Source organism: Pseudomonas sp. CFBP13509, assembly GCF_005233485.1.
In the GTDB taxonomy this organism is placed as follows: domain Bacteria; phylum Pseudomonadota; class Gammaproteobacteria; order Pseudomonadales; family Pseudomonadaceae; genus Aquipseudomonas; species Aquipseudomonas marginalis.
The window spans coordinates 1-20,192 of sequence record NZ_QGAA01000029.1; the positions used below are offsets into that span (position 1 = coordinate 1).

Annotated in this window: 20 protein-coding genes; 8 read left to right on the forward strand and 12 right to left on the reverse strand. The window is 60.1% G+C overall.

Going from position 1 to position 20,192, the window contains the following annotated elements:
• The 3 genes from PspCFBP13509_RS29365 to PspCFBP13509_RS29375 all read left to right on the forward strand — a co-directional run.
• Positions 1 to 1,688 (forward strand): RHS repeat-associated core domain-containing protein (locus PspCFBP13509_RS29365; RefSeq protein ID WP_178084564.1); only part of this gene is annotated, 1,688 nt, incomplete at its 5' end.
• 3 nt (positions 1,689 to 1,691) lie between these two features.
• The gene (locus tag PspCFBP13509_RS29370) at positions 1,692 to 2,096 is read left to right on the forward strand and encodes an Imm50 family immunity protein (RefSeq protein WP_137213064.1); all 405 of its coding nucleotides are present in this window, start codon (positions 1,692 to 1,694) and stop codon (positions 2,094 to 2,096) included.
• Between the two features lie 121 nt (positions 2,097 to 2,217).
• Positions 2,218 to 2,580 carry an Mpo1-like protein gene (locus PspCFBP13509_RS29375; RefSeq protein WP_027604139.1) on the forward strand — a complete coding sequence of 121 codons (363 nt, stop codon included), beginning with the start codon at positions 2,218 to 2,220 and terminating at the stop codon, positions 2,578 to 2,580.
• 3 nt (positions 2,581 to 2,583) lie between these two features.
• Here PspCFBP13509_RS29375 and PspCFBP13509_RS29380 read toward each other — a convergent pair whose 3' ends face one another.
• The 3 genes from PspCFBP13509_RS29380 to PspCFBP13509_RS29390 all read right to left on the reverse strand — a co-directional run bounded on the left by PspCFBP13509_RS29380 (position 2,584) and on the right by PspCFBP13509_RS29390 (position 4,556).
• Complete coding sequence (locus PspCFBP13509_RS29380) at positions 2,584 to 3,381, reverse strand: acyl-CoA thioesterase (RefSeq protein WP_137213065.1); 798 nt, start codon at positions 3,379 to 3,381, stop codon at positions 2,584 to 2,586.
• 90 nt (positions 3,382 to 3,471) lie between these two features.
• Positions 3,472 to 4,233, reverse strand: coding sequence for a CHAD domain-containing protein (locus PspCFBP13509_RS29385; protein WP_065947441.1), 762 nt, complete (start codon positions 4,231 to 4,233; stop codon positions 3,472 to 3,474).
• Positions 4,234 to 4,277: 44 nt separating this feature from the next.
• A complete protein-coding gene (locus PspCFBP13509_RS29390; RefSeq protein ID WP_003172685.1) occupies positions 4,278 to 4,556 on the reverse strand; it encodes a hypothetical protein in 279 nt (92 codons plus the stop codon).
• Between the two features lie 216 nt (positions 4,557 to 4,772).
• Between PspCFBP13509_RS29390 and PspCFBP13509_RS29395 the strand changes: the two genes are divergently transcribed.
• The gene (locus tag PspCFBP13509_RS29395; protein ID WP_065947440.1) at positions 4,773 to 5,810 is read left to right on the forward strand and encodes a patatin-like phospholipase family protein; all 1,038 of its coding nucleotides are present in this window, start codon (positions 4,773 to 4,775) and stop codon (positions 5,808 to 5,810) included.
• Between the two features lie 294 nt (positions 5,811 to 6,104).
• Here PspCFBP13509_RS29395 and PspCFBP13509_RS29400 read toward each other — a convergent pair whose 3' ends face one another.
• The 6 genes from PspCFBP13509_RS29400 to kdpF form a co-directional block, all read right to left on the reverse strand.
• Entirely contained in the window at positions 6,105 to 6,794 is a 690-nt protein-coding gene (locus PspCFBP13509_RS29400) for a response regulator (RefSeq protein ID WP_027604142.1), read from the reverse strand.
• Between the two features lie 37 nt (positions 6,795 to 6,831).
• The gene (locus tag PspCFBP13509_RS29405; RefSeq protein WP_137213066.1) at positions 6,832 to 9,483 is read right to left on the reverse strand and encodes a sensor histidine kinase; all 2,652 of its coding nucleotides are present in this window, start codon (positions 9,481 to 9,483) and stop codon (positions 6,832 to 6,834) included.
• A 30-nt stretch (positions 9,484 to 9,513) separates the two neighbouring features.
• Positions 9,514 to 10,059, reverse strand: a complete 546-nt coding sequence (gene kdpC, locus PspCFBP13509_RS29410; protein WP_065928287.1) for a potassium-transporting ATPase subunit KdpC — start codon at positions 10,057 to 10,059, stop codon at positions 9,514 to 9,516.
• Between the two features lie 64 nt (positions 10,060 to 10,123).
• The gene (gene kdpB, locus PspCFBP13509_RS29415; RefSeq protein ID WP_371921653.1) at positions 10,124 to 12,181 is read right to left on the reverse strand and encodes a potassium-transporting ATPase subunit KdpB; all 2,058 of its coding nucleotides are present in this window, start codon (positions 12,179 to 12,181) and stop codon (positions 10,124 to 10,126) included.
• A gap of 15 nt (positions 12,182 to 12,196) precedes the next feature.
• Positions 12,197 to 13,891 (reverse strand): potassium-transporting ATPase subunit KdpA, encoded by a 1,695-nt coding sequence (gene kdpA / locus PspCFBP13509_RS29420; RefSeq protein ID WP_065928096.1) that lies wholly within the window; start codon positions 13,889 to 13,891, stop codon positions 12,197 to 12,199.
• 9 nt (positions 13,892 to 13,900) lie between these two features.
• Positions 13,901 to 13,990, reverse strand: coding sequence for a K(+)-transporting ATPase subunit F (gene kdpF, locus PspCFBP13509_RS29425; protein ID WP_137213067.1), 90 nt, complete (start codon positions 13,988 to 13,990; stop codon positions 13,901 to 13,903).
• A 412-nt stretch (positions 13,991 to 14,402) separates the two neighbouring features.
• Here kdpF and eat point away from each other — a divergent pair, with 412 nt between their 5' ends.
• Positions 14,403 to 15,767 (forward strand): ethanolamine permease, encoded by a 1,365-nt coding sequence (gene eat, locus PspCFBP13509_RS29430; RefSeq protein WP_065928097.1) that lies wholly within the window; start codon positions 14,403 to 14,405, stop codon positions 15,765 to 15,767.
• 110 nt (positions 15,768 to 15,877) lie between these two features.
• Complete coding sequence (locus PspCFBP13509_RS29435) at positions 15,878 to 16,045, forward strand: DUF2897 family protein (protein WP_003172675.1); 168 nt, start codon at positions 15,878 to 15,880, stop codon at positions 16,043 to 16,045.
• 6 nt (positions 16,046 to 16,051) lie between these two features.
• On the opposite strand, the gene PspCFBP13509_RS29440 is transcribed toward PspCFBP13509_RS29435, so the two are convergent.
• Together PspCFBP13509_RS29440 and PspCFBP13509_RS29445 are read right to left on the reverse strand one after the other, a co-directional pair.
• Entirely contained in the window at positions 16,052 to 16,900 is an 849-nt protein-coding gene (locus PspCFBP13509_RS29440) for an urea carboxylase-associated family protein (protein WP_027604148.1), read from the reverse strand.
• 15 nt (positions 16,901 to 16,915) lie between these two features.
• Entirely contained in the window at positions 16,916 to 17,560 is a 645-nt protein-coding gene (locus tag PspCFBP13509_RS29445; RefSeq protein ID WP_065947449.1) for a GntR family transcriptional regulator, read from the reverse strand.
• A 132-nt stretch (positions 17,561 to 17,692) separates the two neighbouring features.
• On the opposite strand from PspCFBP13509_RS29445, the gene PspCFBP13509_RS29450 reads away from it, so the two are divergent.
• Positions 17,693 to 18,271, forward strand: coding sequence for a TetR/AcrR family transcriptional regulator (locus PspCFBP13509_RS29450; RefSeq protein ID WP_137213068.1), 579 nt, complete (start codon positions 17,693 to 17,695; stop codon positions 18,269 to 18,271).
• 17 nt (positions 18,272 to 18,288) lie between these two features.
• On the opposite strand, the gene PspCFBP13509_RS29455 is transcribed toward PspCFBP13509_RS29450, so the two are convergent.
• Positions 18,289 to 18,621, reverse strand: coding sequence for a ComEA family DNA-binding protein (locus PspCFBP13509_RS29455; protein ID WP_027604151.1), 333 nt, complete (start codon positions 18,619 to 18,621; stop codon positions 18,289 to 18,291).
• Positions 18,622 to 18,932: 311 nt separating this feature from the next.
• Here PspCFBP13509_RS29455 and PspCFBP13509_RS29460 point away from each other — a divergent pair, with 311 nt between their 5' ends.
• Entirely contained in the window at positions 18,933 to 19,898 is a 966-nt protein-coding gene (locus PspCFBP13509_RS29460) for an NAD-dependent epimerase/dehydratase family protein (protein ID WP_065928099.1), read from the forward strand.
• The last annotated feature ends 294 nt before the right edge of the window (positions 19,899 to 20,192 follow it).

The following is a 20,192-nucleotide window of genomic DNA, read 5'->3' on the forward strand; positions in this document are numbered from 1 at the left end:
TGCCCGACGGTAGCCTTGTTGAATATGCCTACGACCGCCAGGGCAACCTCCTCAGCGTCGATGACGGCCACTGGGCGCTGGCCTACGAATACGACCGCCAAAACCGCCTCACCGCCGAACACCAGGGCTGGGGCACCTTGCGCTACGGCTACGACGCCTGCGGCCAGCTTCAACACCTGCGCCTGCCGGACAACAACCGCTTGATGTTCAACCACGGCAAAGGCGGCCACCTCGCCACCGTCGAACTCAATGGCTCGACGCTCACGTCACACCTGTTTAAAGCCGGCCAGGAACACCAACGCCAACAAGGTCAACTCCTCAGCCACTACCACTACGACGACCAACACCGCCTGCACGCCCACGCAATCACCCAGCAACAGGACCACCTCTATCAACGTCAATACGACTACGACAAAACCGGCAACCTCACCCGCCTGCTCGACACGCGCAAAGGCGAACACCACTACCACTACGACCCACTAGGCCGCCTCACCCGCGCCGACCACTCCCAAGACCTGCAGGAACGCTTCGGCCACACACGCGCCGGCAACCTGCTGATGCAAGACCGCCCCGGCCCCGACATCGTCGCCGGCAACCGCCTGATGATCCAGGGCGACCGCCACTACGACTATGACGCCTTCGGCAACCTCATCCGCGAGCGACGCGGCAAAGGCCATCAACTCGTCACCGAATACCGCTACGACTGCCAGCATCGGCTGATAGGCCTCACCCAACCCAACGGCCAAACCGCCAGCTACCGCTACGACCCGTTTGGGCGACGCATCAGCAAAACCGTTGACGGCCTAACCACGGAGTTTTTCTGGCAAGGCGACAGACTGATTGCCGAACACCATGCGGATCGCCATCGCAGCTATCTCTATGAACCGGACAGCTTTCGCCCGCTGGCCCTACTGGATGGCTTTGGTCCACAAGACACCAAAGCCTTTCACTACCAACTCGACCACCTCGGCACACCGCAGGAACTCACCGACCCCGACGGCGAAATCGTCTGGTCCGCGCATTACCGCGCCTACGGCCAGATCAGCCGACTCGACAAAGGCACAATCGACAACCCGCTGCGTTTTCAGGGTCAGTACTTTGATCAGGAAAGCGGACTGCACTACAACCGTCATCGCTACTACAATCCGGATATTGGGTGTTACCTGACGCCAGATCCGGTGAAGCTAGCGGGTGGAATTAATGCCTACCAGTACGTGCCCAATCCGACAGGTTGGGTTGATCCATTAGGACTGAGCACTGACTGCCCTGGTTCAGGAAAGAAAAAACCAGCCTGCACCTCGCCCGCTGAACCGGATATACCTGATTTATCTCGTAAAGGGGCGTTTAGAGAAGCAAAAAGAGACGCAAATATACCGATGATGCAAAACCCAGATGTTATGACACACCCGAAGTCAGGAAGAACGACACAATACAAAACAGAAAAAATGACTGATTTGAATGATGACAATATTTTGGATGAGAATGGCAGGACCATAAATACGCGGGTTTATCAATTTACAAGAGCAGATGGTTCAAAGGTTCTTATCCAAGACCACTCTGCCGGGCATAAATTTGGCAGGGCAGACGGGATCGGTGATCAAAAAGCGCACTTCAATTTACGGCCAATAGAAAAGCCTAGGAACGGAAACGTATCTGGAGCCAAGGAACATTACAATTTTCAGGAGTAATCGATGAAGTACTGGAACGACTTGGATCAAAATATATTTTTTGAAAAAATCTTTAGCGAACCTGTAGAAATTGGGCGAATTGCTCTTTTTTCTTTGCAAATAGAAAATGATCGACCGTCTGTGGGACTGGGATTCGACATACCGGACTTTCCTGATCGATTGCCCGGAAAATGGGAAGACAAAGGCTACAACACTTGCAGAATGGGGATCGACTGTCATGGCATTCAAGACTTGAAAATACAAAACATTCCTGTTCGGGAGGTGTTTTTTGTCAAAATCTCCAAGAAAAATAACCAGTTCTATTTTCAGGCGACTAATAAGAACGCTTTAATTGAATTCAAAGCTAAATTCATTTCACTTGTGGACCCGAATGTTTACATAAATGGGCCAGATGACTACTTTTTCTAGACAGTAATAACTTTTGAATACGTGCCCCCTATGGCCCCCATAGCCAACCCCAATTCGCCCACCCGCCCACCCCCACCTAAACTCTCCCCATGTTATTTCAACGGACAGAGGGTTCACCATCATGGGCAAACGTCATCCCAATCTCCCCGCCTGGCAATGGCGTAACTACCCGCAAAACCATCAGCACCCGACCAACCTGGCGTTGCACCTGATTGCCGTGCCGCTGTTTATCATCGGGTTTCTGTTGATTGTGTCCGGAGTGTTCAGCCTGAGCCTGGCCAGTTTCGCCATTGGCGTAGTCGGCATCCTCGCTGGCCTGGCGTTGCAGCGTCATGGCCATAGCCTGGAAGCCGAGGCCGGTGAGCCGTTCAGTGATCGTAAAGACGCAGTACAGCGCCTGGTGGTCGAGCAGTTCCTGACGTTCCCGCGCTTTGTGTTGAGCGGTGGCTGGTGGCGTGCCTGGCGGCTGCGCCACCGCCACTGACGATCAGGCGAAGACCACCACGGTCTGGCGGCTAAGGGCGATCAACGCACCGGTTGGGCTCCACAGCGCGGCGGCGGCGTGACCGTAGCCGTCGCGCGCATGTTCGATGCTGACGTGGTACTGGCACCAGTCCAGGGTCGTCAACTCCTGCAACGGTTGGATGAATTCGATGGTCCAGGTCAGTGTGCTGCCCGGAGCGGGCTTTTTCAGGTGCGGCAGCAACGCCGGGGGCCAGGCGTCGACCAGGGCGAGGATATGCGCTTCGGTCAGCGGTTCCTCCTTCACATCCCCGCGCAAGCGAACCCAACCGCCCATCTCGCGGGATTTATTACCGGTAAACGGCAAACCGCCAACGCTCCAGCGCATCGCCAGGTGGCGCATGAATTCAGGCGTGACGCCTTTGATATAGGGCAGTTCCTGGCACTCATCCCAGTGCTTGAACGTCGGCGGCGGCTCGCTGGCCACATCGATTTCCGACTCGCGGGATGCGCCAAAACTGGCCTGTACCAGGGTCGCGACCTCACCGTTCTGCACGACACGGCCGAGCAACTGGCTGACCGCCTTGCCTTCACGCAACACTTCGACTTGATAGCTGGCGGGTACATCGGGCGCGACCGGGCCAACGAAGGTGATCGCGAGCGAGCGCAATGGGCGGTCCGTCGGCACCTGGGCGCGCAAGGCTTCGTATTGCAACGCAGCAACCAGGCCACCAAAGGACGCACGGCCCTGGGCCCACTCGGCGGGAATGGTGACATCCAGCGGGTTGCTTCGGGCGGCGTCGAGCAAATCACTAAAGCGCATGGCGACCTCACATCAAAAAAAACGGATGTGCGATCTTAACCAGCGCGCAGCCAAGGTACAGCGCTTATTCCGGCCAAAAGCCGGACCGATTTAGAAACAATCCGCGCTGAGTTTGTCCAGCACGCGATCCGCCTGCCCTTCGGCCTTGGCCATGGTGCGATGCCATATCGCAACACAGGGCTGCAGATCGGCTTGATGTTCGGCCTGGGCCAACCATTGCCAGCAGTCATGCCAATCACCCAGTGCCGCTTGGGCTTTCTTCAGGCGTGGCAGGGCATTGGCGGGCAACTTATCCAGCTGGGGGTAAGCCTCGGCGGCATAGCGCACACGCTTGATCAACAAGCGCAAACGGTGGCGATCATGGTCTGGATCTTTCAGCGCTTGATCGAGTTTCTGCCATTGCTTGGCCAGGCGCTTCTCAATGCGCGGTCGCAAACCCTTGAGCAATTTCTGGTGCTCCGAGGCGCGGATAAAGCGCGGGAATGCATCAAGGATCAGCAGCAGATGCGCAACTTCCGGGCCTTGCGCCACCTGGCGATAGGCGTCGGGTTGCAGGCGCAGGCGTCGATCTGCGGCCTCGTGATAACCATGCTGATGCAAATACGCCGCCAGCACCTCTCGGTCGCGCAGCGGCGTCGTCAACTGGCCGACCGTGCCGGCGGCCAATTCAAGCTGTTCCACACCCGGCAGCCCGCGCAAAGGACGCAACAGACTGCGCAGGCGGCGCACGGTGGTGCGCAGATCATGCAGGGCTTCATCATCGGTAACGGCAGCGAGGCGAGCCTGGCAGCTCAGTAACCCTACTTCCAGGCCAATGACCTGAGCGACTAACTGATCGACCAAAGCTGACATCCTGCCCTCACTCTCAGATGAAAAATCCCACTCTGCGCTGCACGTTAACGCCCGGCGCGCGACTCACGAATATAGAACCGAGCTTTTTCGGCCTTGTTGGAGCAGCCTTCAAACGCCTCGAATTGCTGCTGGGTCTTGGCGCCCGTCAGTAACGACAAAGCCTTGGAGTAGCTGACGGTGCCGGCAAAACCTTCGGCCTTGGCCAGGTCGAGTTCTTTCCAGGCGGCATCCAATTGCGAGCCACAGCTGTCGCGGTATGCGGTTTTCCCGGCACAACCCGCCAGGGCCAACATGATCACAGGCACACACATCCAGGCTTTCATCGATGACACCTCAAAATAAAGAAAAACAGTCGTACGCTGTAGACGTTGCCTACAAGAAAAAGTGCCTTGTCCTTAGCCTGAAATCGGTAGTACCTATTGCCAGAGCATACCCGAGCCTGGGCGCTATTCTTGAAAAATATTGCCAGGCGCAACGAAGATTGAAGCGGCCCCCAAAATAGGCGCATTGTGGGCCCCCGTTTATGAAGGACATCGACCATGAAGAAACGTGTTGCCTTGGTGTTGGGTTCCGGCGGGGCCCGGGGCTACGCCCATATCGGGGTGATCGAGGAAATCGAACGGCGCGGCTACGACATCGCCTGTATCGCCGGTTGCTCCATGGGTGCCGTGGTGGGCGGGATCTACGCCGCCGGCAAACTGGACGAGTATCGAAACTGGATTGAAAGCCTCGACTACCTCGACGTGCTGCGCCTGGTGGACGTGAGTTTCCGCCTTGGGGCGATTCGTGGCGAAAAGGTCTTCGGGCAGATCCGAAAGATCGTCGGCGAGATCAATATCGAAGAGCTGCGCATCCCCTACACCGCCGTTGCCACCGACCTGACCAACCAACAGGAAATCTGGTTCCAGGAAGGCTGCCTGCACCAGGCCATGCGCGCCTCGGCAGCGATTCCCAGCCTGTTCACCCCGGTGATGCAAGGCAACCGCATGCTGGTGGACGGCGGCCTGCTCAACCCGCTGCCGATCGTGCCGGTGGTGTCGAGCCATTGTGACTTGATCATCGCGGTCAACCTCAACGCCACCAACCAGAAACACTACCAGTTGCCTGTGATCCAGCGCCCGCCGGCGTTCAAGAGCCGCTTCAACAGCCTGGCGAAATCACTGGGTTCGCACCTGCCGTTTCGCCGCAAGCAGGCCGAGCAGTTGATGAAACTTGAGCAGGAAGCCTTGCAGGCCCAGGCGGCCGAGATCAATCCGTGGCTGGAGTCGGCCGAACCCGAATCCCAGCAACCTGCCGCCGCACCGGAAAAGCCGGGGGCGCCGAAGTCGGCCACCGGTTCATTCATCATCGATAACGTCGGGCCGGCGTCATTGCTGGATCTGATCAACCAGAGTTTCGAGGTGATGCAGACTTCGCTGGCGCAATACAAGATCGCCGGCTACCCGCCGGATGTACTGATCAACGTGCCGAAGCGGGTGTGCCGGTTTTTCGAGTTCTACAAGGCGCCGGAGTTGATCGCACTTGGGCGGGAAATTGCCAGTGATACCCTGGATCGCTATGAGAGTGAGCAGCGCTGAGACAGCCGTGTCGCTAGAGCCGTGGTGAGCGGGCTTGCCCCGCGTTGGGCTGCGCAGCGGCCCCACTCAATGAGGAACGCGCAGTGTCAGGTACTCCTTTGGGCCTGGTTTTGGGGCTGCTACGCAGCCCAGCGCGGGGCAAGCCCGCTCACCACAGAATCCACATAACCACAGAACCACAGAACCCACAGAACCACAGAACCCACAGAACCCACAGAACCCACAGAACCACAGAACCCACAGAACCCACAGAACCACAGAACCACAGAACCACAGAGAGGCTGACAGATCGCCTCAGGCGCTCAACAACCGATACCCCACTCCCGCCTCGGTCACGATAAACCTCGGCTGGGTCGGATCATCCGCCAGCTTCTGGCGCAGATGCCCCACCACAATCCGCAGGTAGTGACTGTCGTCGGTGTGGGTCGGCCCCCAGATGTCCTTCAGCAGTTGCTGTTGGGTAATCACCCGTCCCGGATGCCGCGCCAGTTGTGCCAGCACCGCGTATTCCTTGCGGGTCAGTGCCACCTCGGCGCCGTCCAGCAGCACGCGGCGATAGGCCAGGTCCACCGTCAACGGGCCAAACTGCAACGCCGCTTCCTGGGTCTCGCCCACCGGCGCCTGGCGCAACAAGGCGCGCACGCGGGCCAGGAACTCCTGGATGCCGAAGGGCTTGGTGACATAATCATTGGCGCCACCGTCAAGGGCTTCAACCTTCTGCCCTTCGCTGGCCCGCACCGACAGCACCAGTACCGGCACCGTCGACCACTCACGAAACTCGCGCAACACCTGCTGGCCGTCCATGTCCGGCAGGCCCAGGTCGAGCACCAGCAAGTCGGGTTTGCTCAACGCAGCCTGGGCCAGGCCTTCGTTGCCGGTACCGGCCTCGATCACTTTGTAGCCCTGGGAGGCCAGGCTGATGCGCAGGAATTTGCGGATCTGCGGTTCGTCATCAATGACTAAAATCGTCGCGGTCTGGCTCATGGCGTCCAATCAACATCCGTAGAGAAAACAGGGTAGCTCACGCCTCGCCTTCCAGGCCAGGCTGTGTCGGCAATGGCAGGAACAGCGTGATACAGGTACCGCGCCCCTCAATGCCATCGGCCACGCTGATATGCCCACCATGGGCGCCGACCATGCCCTGGCAGATCGCCAGGCCGAGGCCGGTGCCCTGCCCGCCTCGATCACCGCGTGCGGCGGTGTAGAACATGTCGAAGATCTTCGCCCGCTCATCCTCAGGAATACCGGGCCCCTCATCCGCCACGGCGAAAAACAATCGGTTATCCGAGACGCCGGCGCTCAGTTGCAATCGACCGTGGGGCGGTGAAAAGCGCGCGGCATTTTCCAGCACATTGACCAGTGCCTGTTCGATCAACGCAGCATGGACATAGAGCAACGGCAACTCCGCCGGCACATCGGTGCTCACCTGCAGCGGTGCCAACACCGCGCGCAAACGCCCGAGCGCACTGCCGACAATATCGCCGGGCGACACCCAGTCCCGCGCCAGCTTCAGCGCGCCATGGCCCAGTCGCGTCATGTCCAGCAGGTTCTGGATATAGCGGTCCAGGCGCTCGGCCTCATCGCGGGTGCCTTCGAGCAGCTCGCGACGATCCTCCAGGGGGATGGCTTCGCCGAGCGCCAGCAGGCTGTCGATACTGCCGCGCATGGAGGTCAACGGTGTGCGCAAATCGTGGGACACCGACGCCAGCAAGGCGCTGCGCAGTTGCTCGGTTTCGCCATGCAAACGGGCGGATTCCAGCTCCTGGGCCAACTGTGCCCGCGCCAGGGCCTGGGCCAGGGGCTGGCTCAAGGCGGTCAGCAAGCGACGGCGCTGGCCGCTCAATTCCAGGCCCGGCTTGGCACTGACGCCGAGCAACCCGAGCGGGCCTTCTTCGCCCGACAACGGCCACCACCACCAGCGCCCGAACGGCAAGGTGCCGGTGCCCATGCCTGCCGGCTGGTCATGCTGCCAGGCCCAATCGGCCGCAGCACGCTCGGCTTCGGTGAAGGTCAGCGGGCCGCCGGTCTCGACCTTCCAGCCACCCTGGCCGTCGCGATTGACCAGGCACAGATCCAGGTCGCTCCAACCTTCCAGATGGTGGGCGGCGGCACTGATCACCGCCTGGCGGTCGGTGGCGGCGGTGAGTTTGCGCGACAGGTCGAGCAGTTCGCCGGTTTCTTCCTGGGTGTCGCGCAATGCCTGCAACTGCCGGCGCTGGCGCGCAGCAAGGTTGCCGGTCAGCGCCGCCATCAGCAGGAAGAACAACAGCGTCAGCACGTCCTCCTCGCGCTGGATGGCGAAGGAAAAATTCGGCGGGATAAACAGGAAGTCATAGGTCAGGAACGACAACGCCGCACACACCAGGGACGGCCCCAGGCTGCTGCGCACCGCCACCAGCAACACGGCGGCAAGAAACACCAGCGAGATATTGGGCAACGGCAGCGCGCTTGCCACTGCCCAGGCCACAGCGGCGGCGACGATGGTCGCAACCACGGCCAAGGCGTAATCGAACCACACCAGGCCGCGCACATCCGGCAGGCGTGGGGCTGCGGGCACATCGTCACTGTCGAGGACGTTGATTTCCAAGCCCCGGGCATTACGCAACAGGCGCGCCGCCAAACCGCCACCGAACAGGCGACGCCGCCAACGCATTCGCGACTGCCCCACCAACAGCAGGCTGGCACGGCGTTCGGCGGCATGCTGGATCAAGGTCTTGGCCACCTCCCCCGCCCGCAGCAGCACCACTTCGCCGCCAAGGCGCTCGGCCAGTTGCTGGGCGTTTTGCAGGCGCAGGCGGGCCTGCTCATCCCGCGCACGGCCGTTGTCGATATGCACCAGGCTCCACGGCAAATGCCGACGCTGGGCGACGCGACTGGCATGGCGCACCAGGCGTTCGGCCTGCGCATCGCCATCCACGCCCACCAACAAACGCCCACGCACCGCCGGCGCCGCCTGGCCGAGCTGGCGATAACCCTGGGCCAAATCGTCGTCGACATGGGCGGCGGCGGTCTGCATCGCCAGCTCGCGCAGGGCCATCAGGTTGGTCTGGGTAAAGAACGCATCGATGGCGGCGCGGGCCTGCTCCGGCACATACACCTTGCCGTCGCGCAGACGCTCGAGCAGTTCGCGGGACGGCAGGTCGATCAACAGCAGTTCGTCGGCCTCCTGCAACACCCAATCCGGCAAGGTTTCGCGAACCTGCACACCGGTGATGCCGCGGACCTGGTCATTCAGGCTTTCCAGGTGCTGGACGTTGACCGTGGTAAACACGTCGATGCCGGCGGCGAGCAGTTCCTGAATGTCTTGCCAACGCTTTTCATGGCGGCTGCCGGGGGCGTTGCTGTGGGCCAGTTCGTCCACCAGCACCAGCTTGGGCTTGGCGGCGAGCAGGCCGTCGAGGTCCATTTCTTCGAGCATCACGCCACGGTATTCGCTGCGCAACAGCGGTTGTTGCGGCAGGCCGCTGAGCAAGGCTTCGGTCTCGGCTCGGCCGTGGGTTTCAACCACGCCGGCGATCAGTTTGACGCCCTGGCGCAGTTGGGTGTGGGCAGCCTGGAGCATGGCGTAGGTCTTGCCCACACCCGGCGCAGCGCCGAGGAAAACTTTGAGCCGGCCACGGCCGTCCCGGGGTAGATCGGCTAGCAGGGCATCGGCGCGGCCGGAGTCGCTCATGCGGGCAGTGTCCTTCAGGTATTGATCGGGTTACAGCTTTTCCAACGCCATGTTCAGCGCCAGCACATTCACCACTGGCGGCCCCACCAGCGGGCTTTCGATATGTTCATCCATCAACCGTTGCAGGGTCGATACCGGCACATTTCGCGCGGCAGCCACCCGTGCCAGTTGATAGGCAATCGCCTGGGGTGGCAAGTGTGGATCAAGACCGCTGCCGGAGGTAGTCAGCGACACCAAAGGCACCGGGCCCTGGCCGGGCACCAACTGTTTGTTCGCGTCATCGAACACGCGGGTGGCCAAGGCCGGGTTGCTGGGGCCGAGGTTACTGGCGCTGCTGGAAACCGTCGCAAAGGCACCCGCCGAAGGGCGCGGATGGAACCAGCTGTCACCGGTAAAGTCCTGGGCGATCAGGCTGGAGCCACGCACTTTGCCGCCGGCATCGCGCACCAGGCTGCCGTTGGCCTGGTCCGGGAAGGCGACTTGGGCGACACCGGTCACCACCAGTGGGTAGGCCACGCCGGTGATCAGGGTCATGAGCACCAGCAGGCTCAGGGCCGGGCGGATTATGTTGGACATTTCAAATTCCTCAATTCGGTCTTTGCAACCTGTGGGCACCGGGGTGGCGCCCACAGGCATCGGGTCACACCAGGTGCAGCGCGGTCAGCAGCATGTCGATCGCCTTGATGCCCACGAACGGCACCAGCAACCCGCCCAGGCCATAGATCAGCAGGTTGCGCCGCAGCAACGCCGCCGCACTCGCGGCCTGCACACGCACACCGCGCAGCGCCAGGGGAATCAGCACCACGATGATCAGCGCGTTGAACACGATGGCCGAGAGAATCGCGCTCTGGGGGCTCTGCAAGTGCATCACGTTGAGCACGCCCAGCTGCGGGTAGATCGAGGCGAACAACGCCGGCAGGATCGCGAAGTACTTGGCCACGTCGTTGGCGATGGAAAAGGTGGTCAACGCGCCACGGGTCACCAGCAACTCCTTGCCAATCTGCACCACGTCCAGCAGCTTGGTGGGGTCGCTGTCGAGGTCGACCATGTTGGCGGCCTCGCGGGCGGCCTGGGTGCCGTCGTTCATCGCCATGCCGACGTCCGCCTGGGCCAGTGCCGGGGCGTCGTTGGCACCGTCGCCGCACATCGCCACCAGGCGGCCGTCGTTTTGCTCGTGACGGATGCGCGCGAGTTTTTTCTCCGGGGTCGCTTCGGCCAGCACGTCATCCACACCGGCTTCGGCAGCAATCGCAGCGGCCGTCAGCGGGTTGTCACCGGTGACCATCACCGTGCGAATCCCCAGCTTGCGCAGCTCGGCGAAACGTTCGCGGATACCGGGCTTGACCACGTCCTTGAGGTGGATCGCACCGAGCAATTTGCCGTCGGCACACACCAGCAAGGGCGTGCCGCCGCTCTGGGCGATCTTGTCGATTTCCCGCGCCAATGCCGGTTGCAGGTCGCCGCGTGGCTGGCCGATAAACGCCAGCAACGAATCCACTGCGCCTTTGCGGAACACGCGGCCCTGGTAGTCGACACCGGACAAGCGGGTCTCGGCGCTGAACGGTACCGCGGTCAGTTCATCCAGGGATGGCTCGGCCTGCGGGTGCAGAGCCCGCAGGTATTCGACGATGGATTTGCCTTCTGCCGTGTCATCGGCCAAAGAAGCAAACAACGCACCTTCGGCCACTTCCTTGCCGCTGACGCCAGGCGCCGCAACCACCGCCGCACACCGACGGTTACCAAAAGTGATGGTGCCGGTCTTGTCCAGCAGCAACACATGCACGTCACCGGCCGCCTCCACGGCACGACCAGACTTCGCGATCACATTAAGGCGCACCAGACGGTCCATACCGGCAATACCGATGGCCGACAACAAGCCGCCGATGGTGGTAGGAATCAGCGTCACCAGCAGTGCGACCAAAAACACCAGCGGCAAGCTGCCGTTGGCGAAGTGGGCGAAGGGCTGCAAGGTCACGACCACCAGCAGGAAGATCAGGGTCAGGCCGATCAGCAGGATATCCAGCGCGACTTCGTTGGGAGTTTTCTGACGCTTGGCGCCTTCGACCAGGGCGATCATGCGGTCCAGGGTCGACTCGCCGGGGTTGGCGGTGATGCGGATCAGCAGCCAGTCCGACACCAGCCGCGTGTTGCCGGTGACGGCCGAGCGATCGCCGCCGGACTCGCGGATCACCGGCGCGGACTCACCGGTGATCGCCGCTTCGTTGACCGCTGCGATGCCTTCGACGACCTCGCCGTCGCCGGGAATCATTTCCCCGGCGGCCACACGCACCACATCACCTTTACGCAGACTGGTGGCCGGCACGACCTTGAAGCTGCCATCGGCTTCCTTACGCCGCGCGCTCAGGCCTTCGCTGCCGGCCTTGAGGCTGTCGGCACGGGCCTTGCCGCGTCCTTCGGCCAAGGCTTCGGCGAAGTTGGCGAACAGCACGGTGAACCACAGCCACACGGCGATTTGCACGGCCACATACGTCGGTACGGCGGTGTCGGGCACAAAGCACAGCACGGTGGTGAGGATGGCGGTCAGCTCGACCACCAGCATCACCGGCGAGCGTTGCAGCTGGCGCGGGTCCAGCTTGACGAACGCCTGGACCAGCGCCGGGCGCCACAGGGCAGAGACGGCGGTTTTGGCGGGTTCCTGGGTGTTGACCGGGGCCGCGTTTTTTGCAGGCATATTCATGTTCATATCCCCTTTTTAGAAGCCCATGCTCAAGTGTTCAGCGATGGGCCCCAGCGCCAGCGTCGGCAGGAAAGTCAGGCCGCCCACCAGCAAAATAGTCACGGTCAACAGGGTCACGAACAGCGGACCATGGGTCGGGAAGCTGTTCTGGCCAATCGGTGCGGTCTTCTTCATCGCCAGGCTGCCGGCCAGGGCCAGTACCGGGAGGATGTAGCCGAAGCGGCCGATCAACATGCCCAGGCCCAGCATCAGGTTGTGGAACGGCGTGTTGGCACTGAAACCGCCGAACGCCGAGCCGTTGTTGGCGCTGGCCGAGGTGTAGGCGTACAGCAACTGGCTGAAACCATGAGGGCCAGGGTTACTGATCGCGCCGGCTGGGCCGGGCAGGCTCGCGGCGATGGCACCCAGTACCAGCACGCCCACCGGCATCACCAACAGGGTCACGACCAGCAGCTGCACTTCCTTGGCCTGGAGTTTCTTGCCCAGGTATTCCGGGGTGCGCCCGATCATCAGGCCGGCCAGGAACACCGCGATCAACACGTTGAGCAACATGCCGTACATACCGGCGCCGACGCCGCCGAAGATCACTTCGCCGACCATCATGTTGACCAGCGCCACCATCCCACTGAGGGGGTTGAGGCTGTCTTGCATGCCGTTGACCGAACCGTTGGACGCCGCCGTGGTGGTCACCGACCACAACACCGTGCCGGTGGTGCCGAAGCGCGCTTCCTTGCCTTCCAGCGGTGCGGTCTGCTCGACGGCCGGGTTGTTCAAGGTCGGGTTGGGCTGGTATTCGGACCACAGGGAAGTGGCGCCGCCGATCAGGAACAGCGCCAGCATGCAGCCAAGGATCGCGCGGCTCTGGCGCAGGTCTTTCACGTAGTGGCCGAAGGTGAATACCAACGCCACCGGGATCAGGATGATCGAAGCCACTTCGAACAGGTTGGCCCAGGCGGTCGGGTCTTCAAACGGGTGCGCCGAGTTGACGCCGAAGAAGCCGCCGCCGTTGGTGCCCAGTTGCTTGATCGCAATCTGGCTGGCTGCCGGGCCCAAGGGGATCACTTGATCCACGCCTTGCAGGGTCACGGCATCCACATAGTGCGCGAAGGTTTGCGGTACGCCCTGCCACACCAGGAACAGCGCCAGCACCAGGCACAACGGCAGCAGGCCGTAGAGCGTGGCGCGGGTCATGTCGACCCAGAAGTTACCCAGGGTCCTGGCGGATTTGCGCCCGATCCCACGGCACAGCGCGACCAGGACGGCCAGGCCGGTGGCCGCACTGACGAAGTTCTGCACGGTCAGGCCAGCCATCTGGCTGAGGTAGCTCAGGGACGCCTCACCGCTGTAGGACTGCCAGTTGGTGTTGGTCATGAAACTGACCGCGGTATTGAAGGCCAGGGTCCATTCCTGGCCCGGCAATTTCTGCGGGTTCAGTGGGAGATAGTCCTGGAACAGCAGGATCGCGAACAACAGCAAAAAACCCGCGAGGTTGAACGCGAGCAAGGCCAGCATGTATTTCTGCCAGCTTTGTTCCTGATGTTCATCCACCCCCGACAGGCGATAACAGGCTTTTTCGACAGGCCCCAGCACCGGGCTGAGCCAGGTGCGCTGGCCTTCCATCACCTTGTAGTAGAACCGCCCCAGGAACGGCGCCGGCACCAGTACCACGGCAAAGAAGGCAATGATCAGCCAATAGTCATAACTGTGCATGGCCAGCTCCTAGTTCCGATCCGCGCGTAACAGCGCAACCAGCAGATAAATGAACAGCACCACGGCCAATAGCAGTGACACCCCGTCCAGAACGCTCATGGAAGTCTCTCCGTTTAGCGGCGAGTGCCGCGTGTGGGGCAATTGTCCGCAGGAGTGGCGTAAAGGAACGAGAGCGAGGGGGTGGACGGGGCGTAAAGATGGCGTAAAGAGTGGGTTTATGCGGGGTTTACACGGGGGTATTCGGCGTCTGGGCGGGCGCTATCGGGAGCAAGCCCCCTCCCACACTTGACCGCGTTGTCATGCCGAGCGCCAGTCAACCTGTGGGAGGGGGCTTGCTCCCGATAGCGCCGGCACCGTGACCGCCGCACCTATCTGGTGCGACACCGGCAAATTTCAAACGCCAAACCATCCCCCACACGACAGTTGCGCCGCTTTACGACAATGATTCTCAGGCTGGCATGGCCGCTGCAACACCTTGAATCATTCCAAACCGTTCAGGGAGCGCAGCACAATGAACACACAACTCAAACCCACCTTGGGCACCCTGCATTTATGGGGCATTGCCGTCGGGCTGGTGATTTCCGGGGAATACTTCGGCTGGAGCTACGGCTGGGGCGTGGCCGGGACCTTGGGCTTCCTGGTGACCTCGCTGATGGTCGCCGCGATGTACACCTGCTTTATCTTCAGTTTCACCGAGCTGACTACCGCCATTCCTCACGCAGGCGGGCCGTTTGCCTACAGTCGTCGCGCCTTTGGGGAGAAAGGCGGCTTGATCGCAGGCCTCGCCACCCTGATCGAATTTGTCTTCGCCCCGCCTGCCATCGCCCTGGCGATCGGCGCGTATCTGAATGTGCAGTTCCCGGCCCTGGACCCCAAGCATGCGGCCGTCGGTGCCTACATCGTATTCATGGGGCTGAATATTCTCGGCGTGAAACTGGCCGCGACCTTCGAGCTGGTGGTGTGCGTGCTCGCCGTCGCCGAGCTGCTGGTGTTCATGGGCGTGGTCGCGCCCGCGTTCAGCTTCAGCAACTTTGCCCTGAACGGTTGGGCCGGTTCCGATACCTTCGGCGCCCCGGCGGTTGCCGGGATGTTTGCGGCGATTCCGTTTGCCATCTGGTTTTTCCTGGCCATCGAAGGCGCAGCCATGGCGGCCGAGGAAGCAAAAGATCCGAAGCGCACCATTCCAAAGGCCTACATCAGCGGCATCCTGACCCTGGTGATCCTGGCCATGGGCGTGATGTTCTTCGCCGGCGGCGTGGGCGACTGGCGCACCCTGTCGAACATCAACGATCCACTGCCGCAGGCGATGAAAACCGTGGTGGGCGACAACTCCGGCTGGCTGCACATGCTGGTCTGGATCGGCCTGTTCGGCCTGGTGGCGAGCTTCCACGGCATTATCCTGGGCTACTCGCGCCAGTTCTTTGCCCTGGCCCGCGCCGGTTACCTGCCCTCCTTCCTCGCCAAATTATCGCGCTTTCAGACACCACACCGGGCAATCATCGCCGGTGGCGTGGTCGGCATCGCCGCCATCTACAGCGATGGCCTGATCAACCTGGGTGGCATGACATTGACCGCGGCGATGATCACCATGGCGGTGTTCGGTGCCATTGTGATGTACATCATGAGCATGCTCAGCCTGTTCAAACTGCGTAAGACCGAGCCGCTGCTGGAACGTACCTTCCGCGCGCCGGGTTATCCGATCGTGCCCGGCATTGCGCTGGCGCTGGCCGTGGTGTGCCTGGTGGCCATGGCGTGGTTCAACACGCTGATCGGGCTGATCTTCCTCGGCTTTATGGCCGTGGGTTTCATCTACTTCCAGATGACCGCACAGGACCGTGCCGATGCACCGGCAGATGCAATGTTGACCGGGCTCTAAGGTTTCGAGGCAGAACGGGCCTACACTGAACTACTCAGAAAGCCCGTCACTCAAAGTAGTTATTGCCGTGGGAAAATTCTCCGACGGTAATCTGCCTCAAGGAGAGCCTTATGCCGTGGTATGCGTGGTTGATTATGGTGGTTGCGATTGGGTCGATCGTCGGAGGGCTGATGATGCTGCGTGACAGCGCCAACAAGGTGGAACTCACCGACGAACAACGCAAGCGCGTGGCCGAGCGCAATGCCCAGGCGGACGCCAAGGACGCGCAGGACCGCTAGGACCGTTTACTCCCAATCCGCCTTGGCAATCTGCAACCCGTGCTGCCCTTTATAGGCAGCACGCTCCGGCTGGCTCCAGCCGTCCAGCAACTCGTCCTCCAGCCGATAGATCTCAACCCCCAACGGACGGCACACCGTCAGCGGATCCTGCGCATCCGGCCCCCACATCGGCAGCGACAAATCCCCGCCCGGGCACGTCGACAGCGCGCAGAGCAAATCAATCTCGGCAAAGAACTCCAGGTAATCGCCCTTCTGCGCCGGGCAGGCTTTCATGAAATACATGTCGTCGTGATTGAGGCCCGTGCACTGGAAAATATTCAGCACGTCATGCACGTCGAATTCCGTCAGACCGTGGGGTAATACCGCGCGGGTCAGGTTGGAGTGGCAATGGTGATGGAAGTCCTCGCCGGTGAGCATGCGGTTCACATAGGGATCGCACCGTGTCCCCAGCAAGTCATGCAGACGCCCGCCGTGCTCATCGATGCCGTAACTGGCCAGGCTGTCATCGGTGATGGTCACCAGTGGCCTTAGAAATGGCAGATTCGACCATAGCCGGTCATGAGTGCTCACATGCGCCCCCTGCAACTGACGGGTACGTGCTGCCCAAAGACGTTCGCGGGGGTCATTGGCGTTCCACACATTGAAGTCCCCCACCTGCGGGCCCACGGGCGTGGTAACACGAAACACATGCCCGGCGGGCACCTTCCACGCCCTGCCCGTGCGAATCGGTACCTCGAACTGCTCGATCAAGCTGCGCTGATCTTTTCGGTCACGAATGCGCTCGTAAAATGCCGCGTCGACCTGCAACGCCGAACCCTTGCTGACCTGATAAGCGGCCGGATAGTCTTTGTACATGATGCAGATCCTCGATCAGGGGTGGGTAAACAGGGCCAAGGACAGGCGTTCCGAATCATCCAGGTACAGGCTCATCGCCTCCCCTGCCGCCGGTTTGTCCTGCTCGACCAGCCATTGATAAATCTCACGGTCACGCTCCAGCCAGGGCGACTGGAAACGTTGCTCATCAGGCGCGGCGCAAAACACCAGGCGCAACTGGGCGATGACCTGGGCAAAAAACTCATCGAACAACGGGCTGCCCATCAACCCGACGATGTGCTGATGGAACAGCAAACTGTGGGTGGCCACCGCACGCCAATCCTCGCGCTCACGGGCCAGGGTGGTGGCGTCAATGGCGTTTTGCAGGCGTTCGGATTGCTCGTGCGTCAAGGCATCGCTTCCGGCGATGGCCTGCAACTCCAGGGTACGGCGGACGACAAACAGATCGCGGACTTCCTCCCGCTCCAACCGCCGCACCATGACGCCCTTGTTACGCACATAACGGGTCAACCCCTCCTGCCCCAGACGGTGCAAGGCTTCGCGAATCGTATTGCGCGACGCACTGTAGGCCTTGACCAGATCCACCTCGACCAATGCCATGCCTGGCAATAACCGCCCCGCAATGATGTCGGCACGCAGCTCCAGGGCAATCTGGTCGGCTAAAGACAAACTGAGCGTCATGACCACCTCACGATTGTTGAACAATCCTCCGTCTAGATGTAATCACATTTCATGCCAACGCCTTGCATGCCGACGAGTGTGTAAAAAAGGTCAAGTTGGTTAAAATGCCCGCCTGTAACCGAGGCATGCCCCATGCGTTATTCACAAAACCACAAAGCCCAGACCCACCAACGCATCATCACGGAAGCCTCTGCGCGCTTTCGCCGCGATGGCATCGACGCCACCGGCCTACAGCCACTGATGAAAGCGTTGAACCTGAACCATGGCGGCTTTTACGCGCATTTCAAATCCAAGGACGAACTGGTGGAGACAGCCCTGCAGGCGGCCGCCGCAGACCTGGACGCCCATTGCGACATGCTGTTCAGCCAGGAGCAGCCGCTGGGCGCGTTTATCGACAGTTACCTGTCGGAATGGCACCTGGCCTCCCCGGACCAAGGCTGCCCGCTGCCAACGATGTGTTCAGAACTGGGGCTCCGAGGCCAGCCCAGTGCGACTACAGACCAGGTACTCAACGCAAGGCTCAAGCAAATAGAAACGGCATTGGGAGATGAGCGTTGCGATGCAAAGAGCCTGGTGATGATGTCGACACTGGTGGGCGCATTGGTACTGGCCAGGAGTGTTGAAGCCCCTCAATTGGCAAGACAGATCATGGCCGTGGTGCGCGAACGCCTGAAAACGCAGAACCCGGAGGGCAAAAAGGCCGATCAATGACCGGCCTCCTGGATGAATCAGTTGATGGCCAGCCTATCGCGATTCTTCTCCAGCAGCGCCTTGCCAATCCCCTTCACTTCCAACAACTCATCCACCGCCGTGAACGGACCATTGCTTTCGCGATAGGCGATGATCGCCTGGGCTTTAGCGGCACCGATACCGAAGAGGTCACGACGCAGGGTTTCGGCGTCGGCGGTGTTCAGGTTGACCTTGGTGGACTGCTCGACCTTGGTCATCTGGGCGGTGATAGGGGTTGGAGCTTCGGGTTTGATGGACGGGGCTGCGGTGGTGGTGACTGAGAGGGTCGTGAGGAAGGCGAAGATTAGGGAGGTGAGGTAGGTGTTTTGCATTGGTGACGCTCCATGACAGTGTAAGAGAAAAGCAGCTTTTCCGAGGCTGCTTTTTCACGCTAGATGAAATTGGAACCACGTCAAAAAAAGCCACGTTACAAGGTATGAATTTCTCGAGCATTGCCGTCTCCGTGAGACCAGCGACTCGCCAAAATATGGCAGTATGTATCACATGGTGAAGTCACCTCAAAAACGTAAACAACTTACGAAATAAAGATCAATTAGCCAGAATAACGACGAGGCACGTTCCGGTAAGGGGCACAAACGCCTATATCCATAATGCTCGCGTCACAGGTAGAGACTCTTTACAGATGAAAAAAGTTTTACTCACCGGCGCTACGGGTTTTGTCGGTTCAGAACTCCTAGATCAGCTCGCCCAACGTGCAAATCATCGGATTGCCGTAGCGACTCGATCAGAAAATACGGCACTCGAAACCGCTTACCAAGTATTCAACCTTGGCGATTTCAACTCGCAAACAGTGTGGCATGAGGCGTTGCTTGATGTTGACTGCGTGGTTCACACGGCAGGCCGCGCCCACGTGTTAAAACAAGAGAGCAATGCACTTGAGCTATTCAGAGAGGCCAATACCCATGCGACACTGAACTTGGCTAGGCAGGCCGCAGCGCAGGGCGTAAAGCGCTTCGTCTTTATCAGCTCTATTGGGGTAAATGGCGCTTCTACTTCAACCTTCCCTTTTTCAGAATCGTCAGAGCCCGTCCCTCACGCGGATTACGCCACTTCAAAACTGGAGGCTGAGATCGGGCTCTTACAAATTGCCGAGCAATCTGAAATGAATGTTGTGATCATTAGACCTCCTTTGGTGTATGCCGCACATGCCCCCGGAAATTTCAGAAGGTTGCTCAAGCTCGTACAATCCGGTATTCCATTACCGTTCAAACGGATTAAAAATAGCAGAAGCATGGTCGCACTAGAAAACCTGGTTGATTTCATCTGTGTGTGCATAGACCACCCGGCGGCAGCTAATCAGATATTTCTCGTATCAGACGGTACGGATTTCTCTACAGGCCAATTGGTCAGTTACTTAGCCGAGGGCATGGGGCACAAAGCACTATTATTTCCCATACCTTCTATTTTTTTGAAAACCTTTGCACGCTTGATCGGCAAACAGAACACCTATACGCAACTATACGGTTCATTACAGATAGACTCATCGAAATCGAGGACACTGCTTGGGTGGGCTCCGCCGATTTCAGCTGACACCGCAATTATAAATTCTGGAAGAATATTCATGACTCTTCGTCAAACCGACAGCTGAATTAACCCCAACTATTAAAACAATTTTTAATTCAGCTCTTCACTAAAAAATTATGATCCATAACGAATGTAACTGTTCGCCATTTTTCGCCCCCTTAATACCCAACTCAGTCTTGATCACGATTAGTTGAGCATCTGCCCTTGGCTAACGAGACCGATGACCAGCTGGTAGCTATGCGAGCGTCGAACTCGACGGCCGGGCTTGATCCGAGAAATCGGCGGTGTGTTAGGGACGCATTTTCGCCGAGAGAAACACATGTCATCAGTTGGCTACGTACACTAGCTGCCAAGTCGT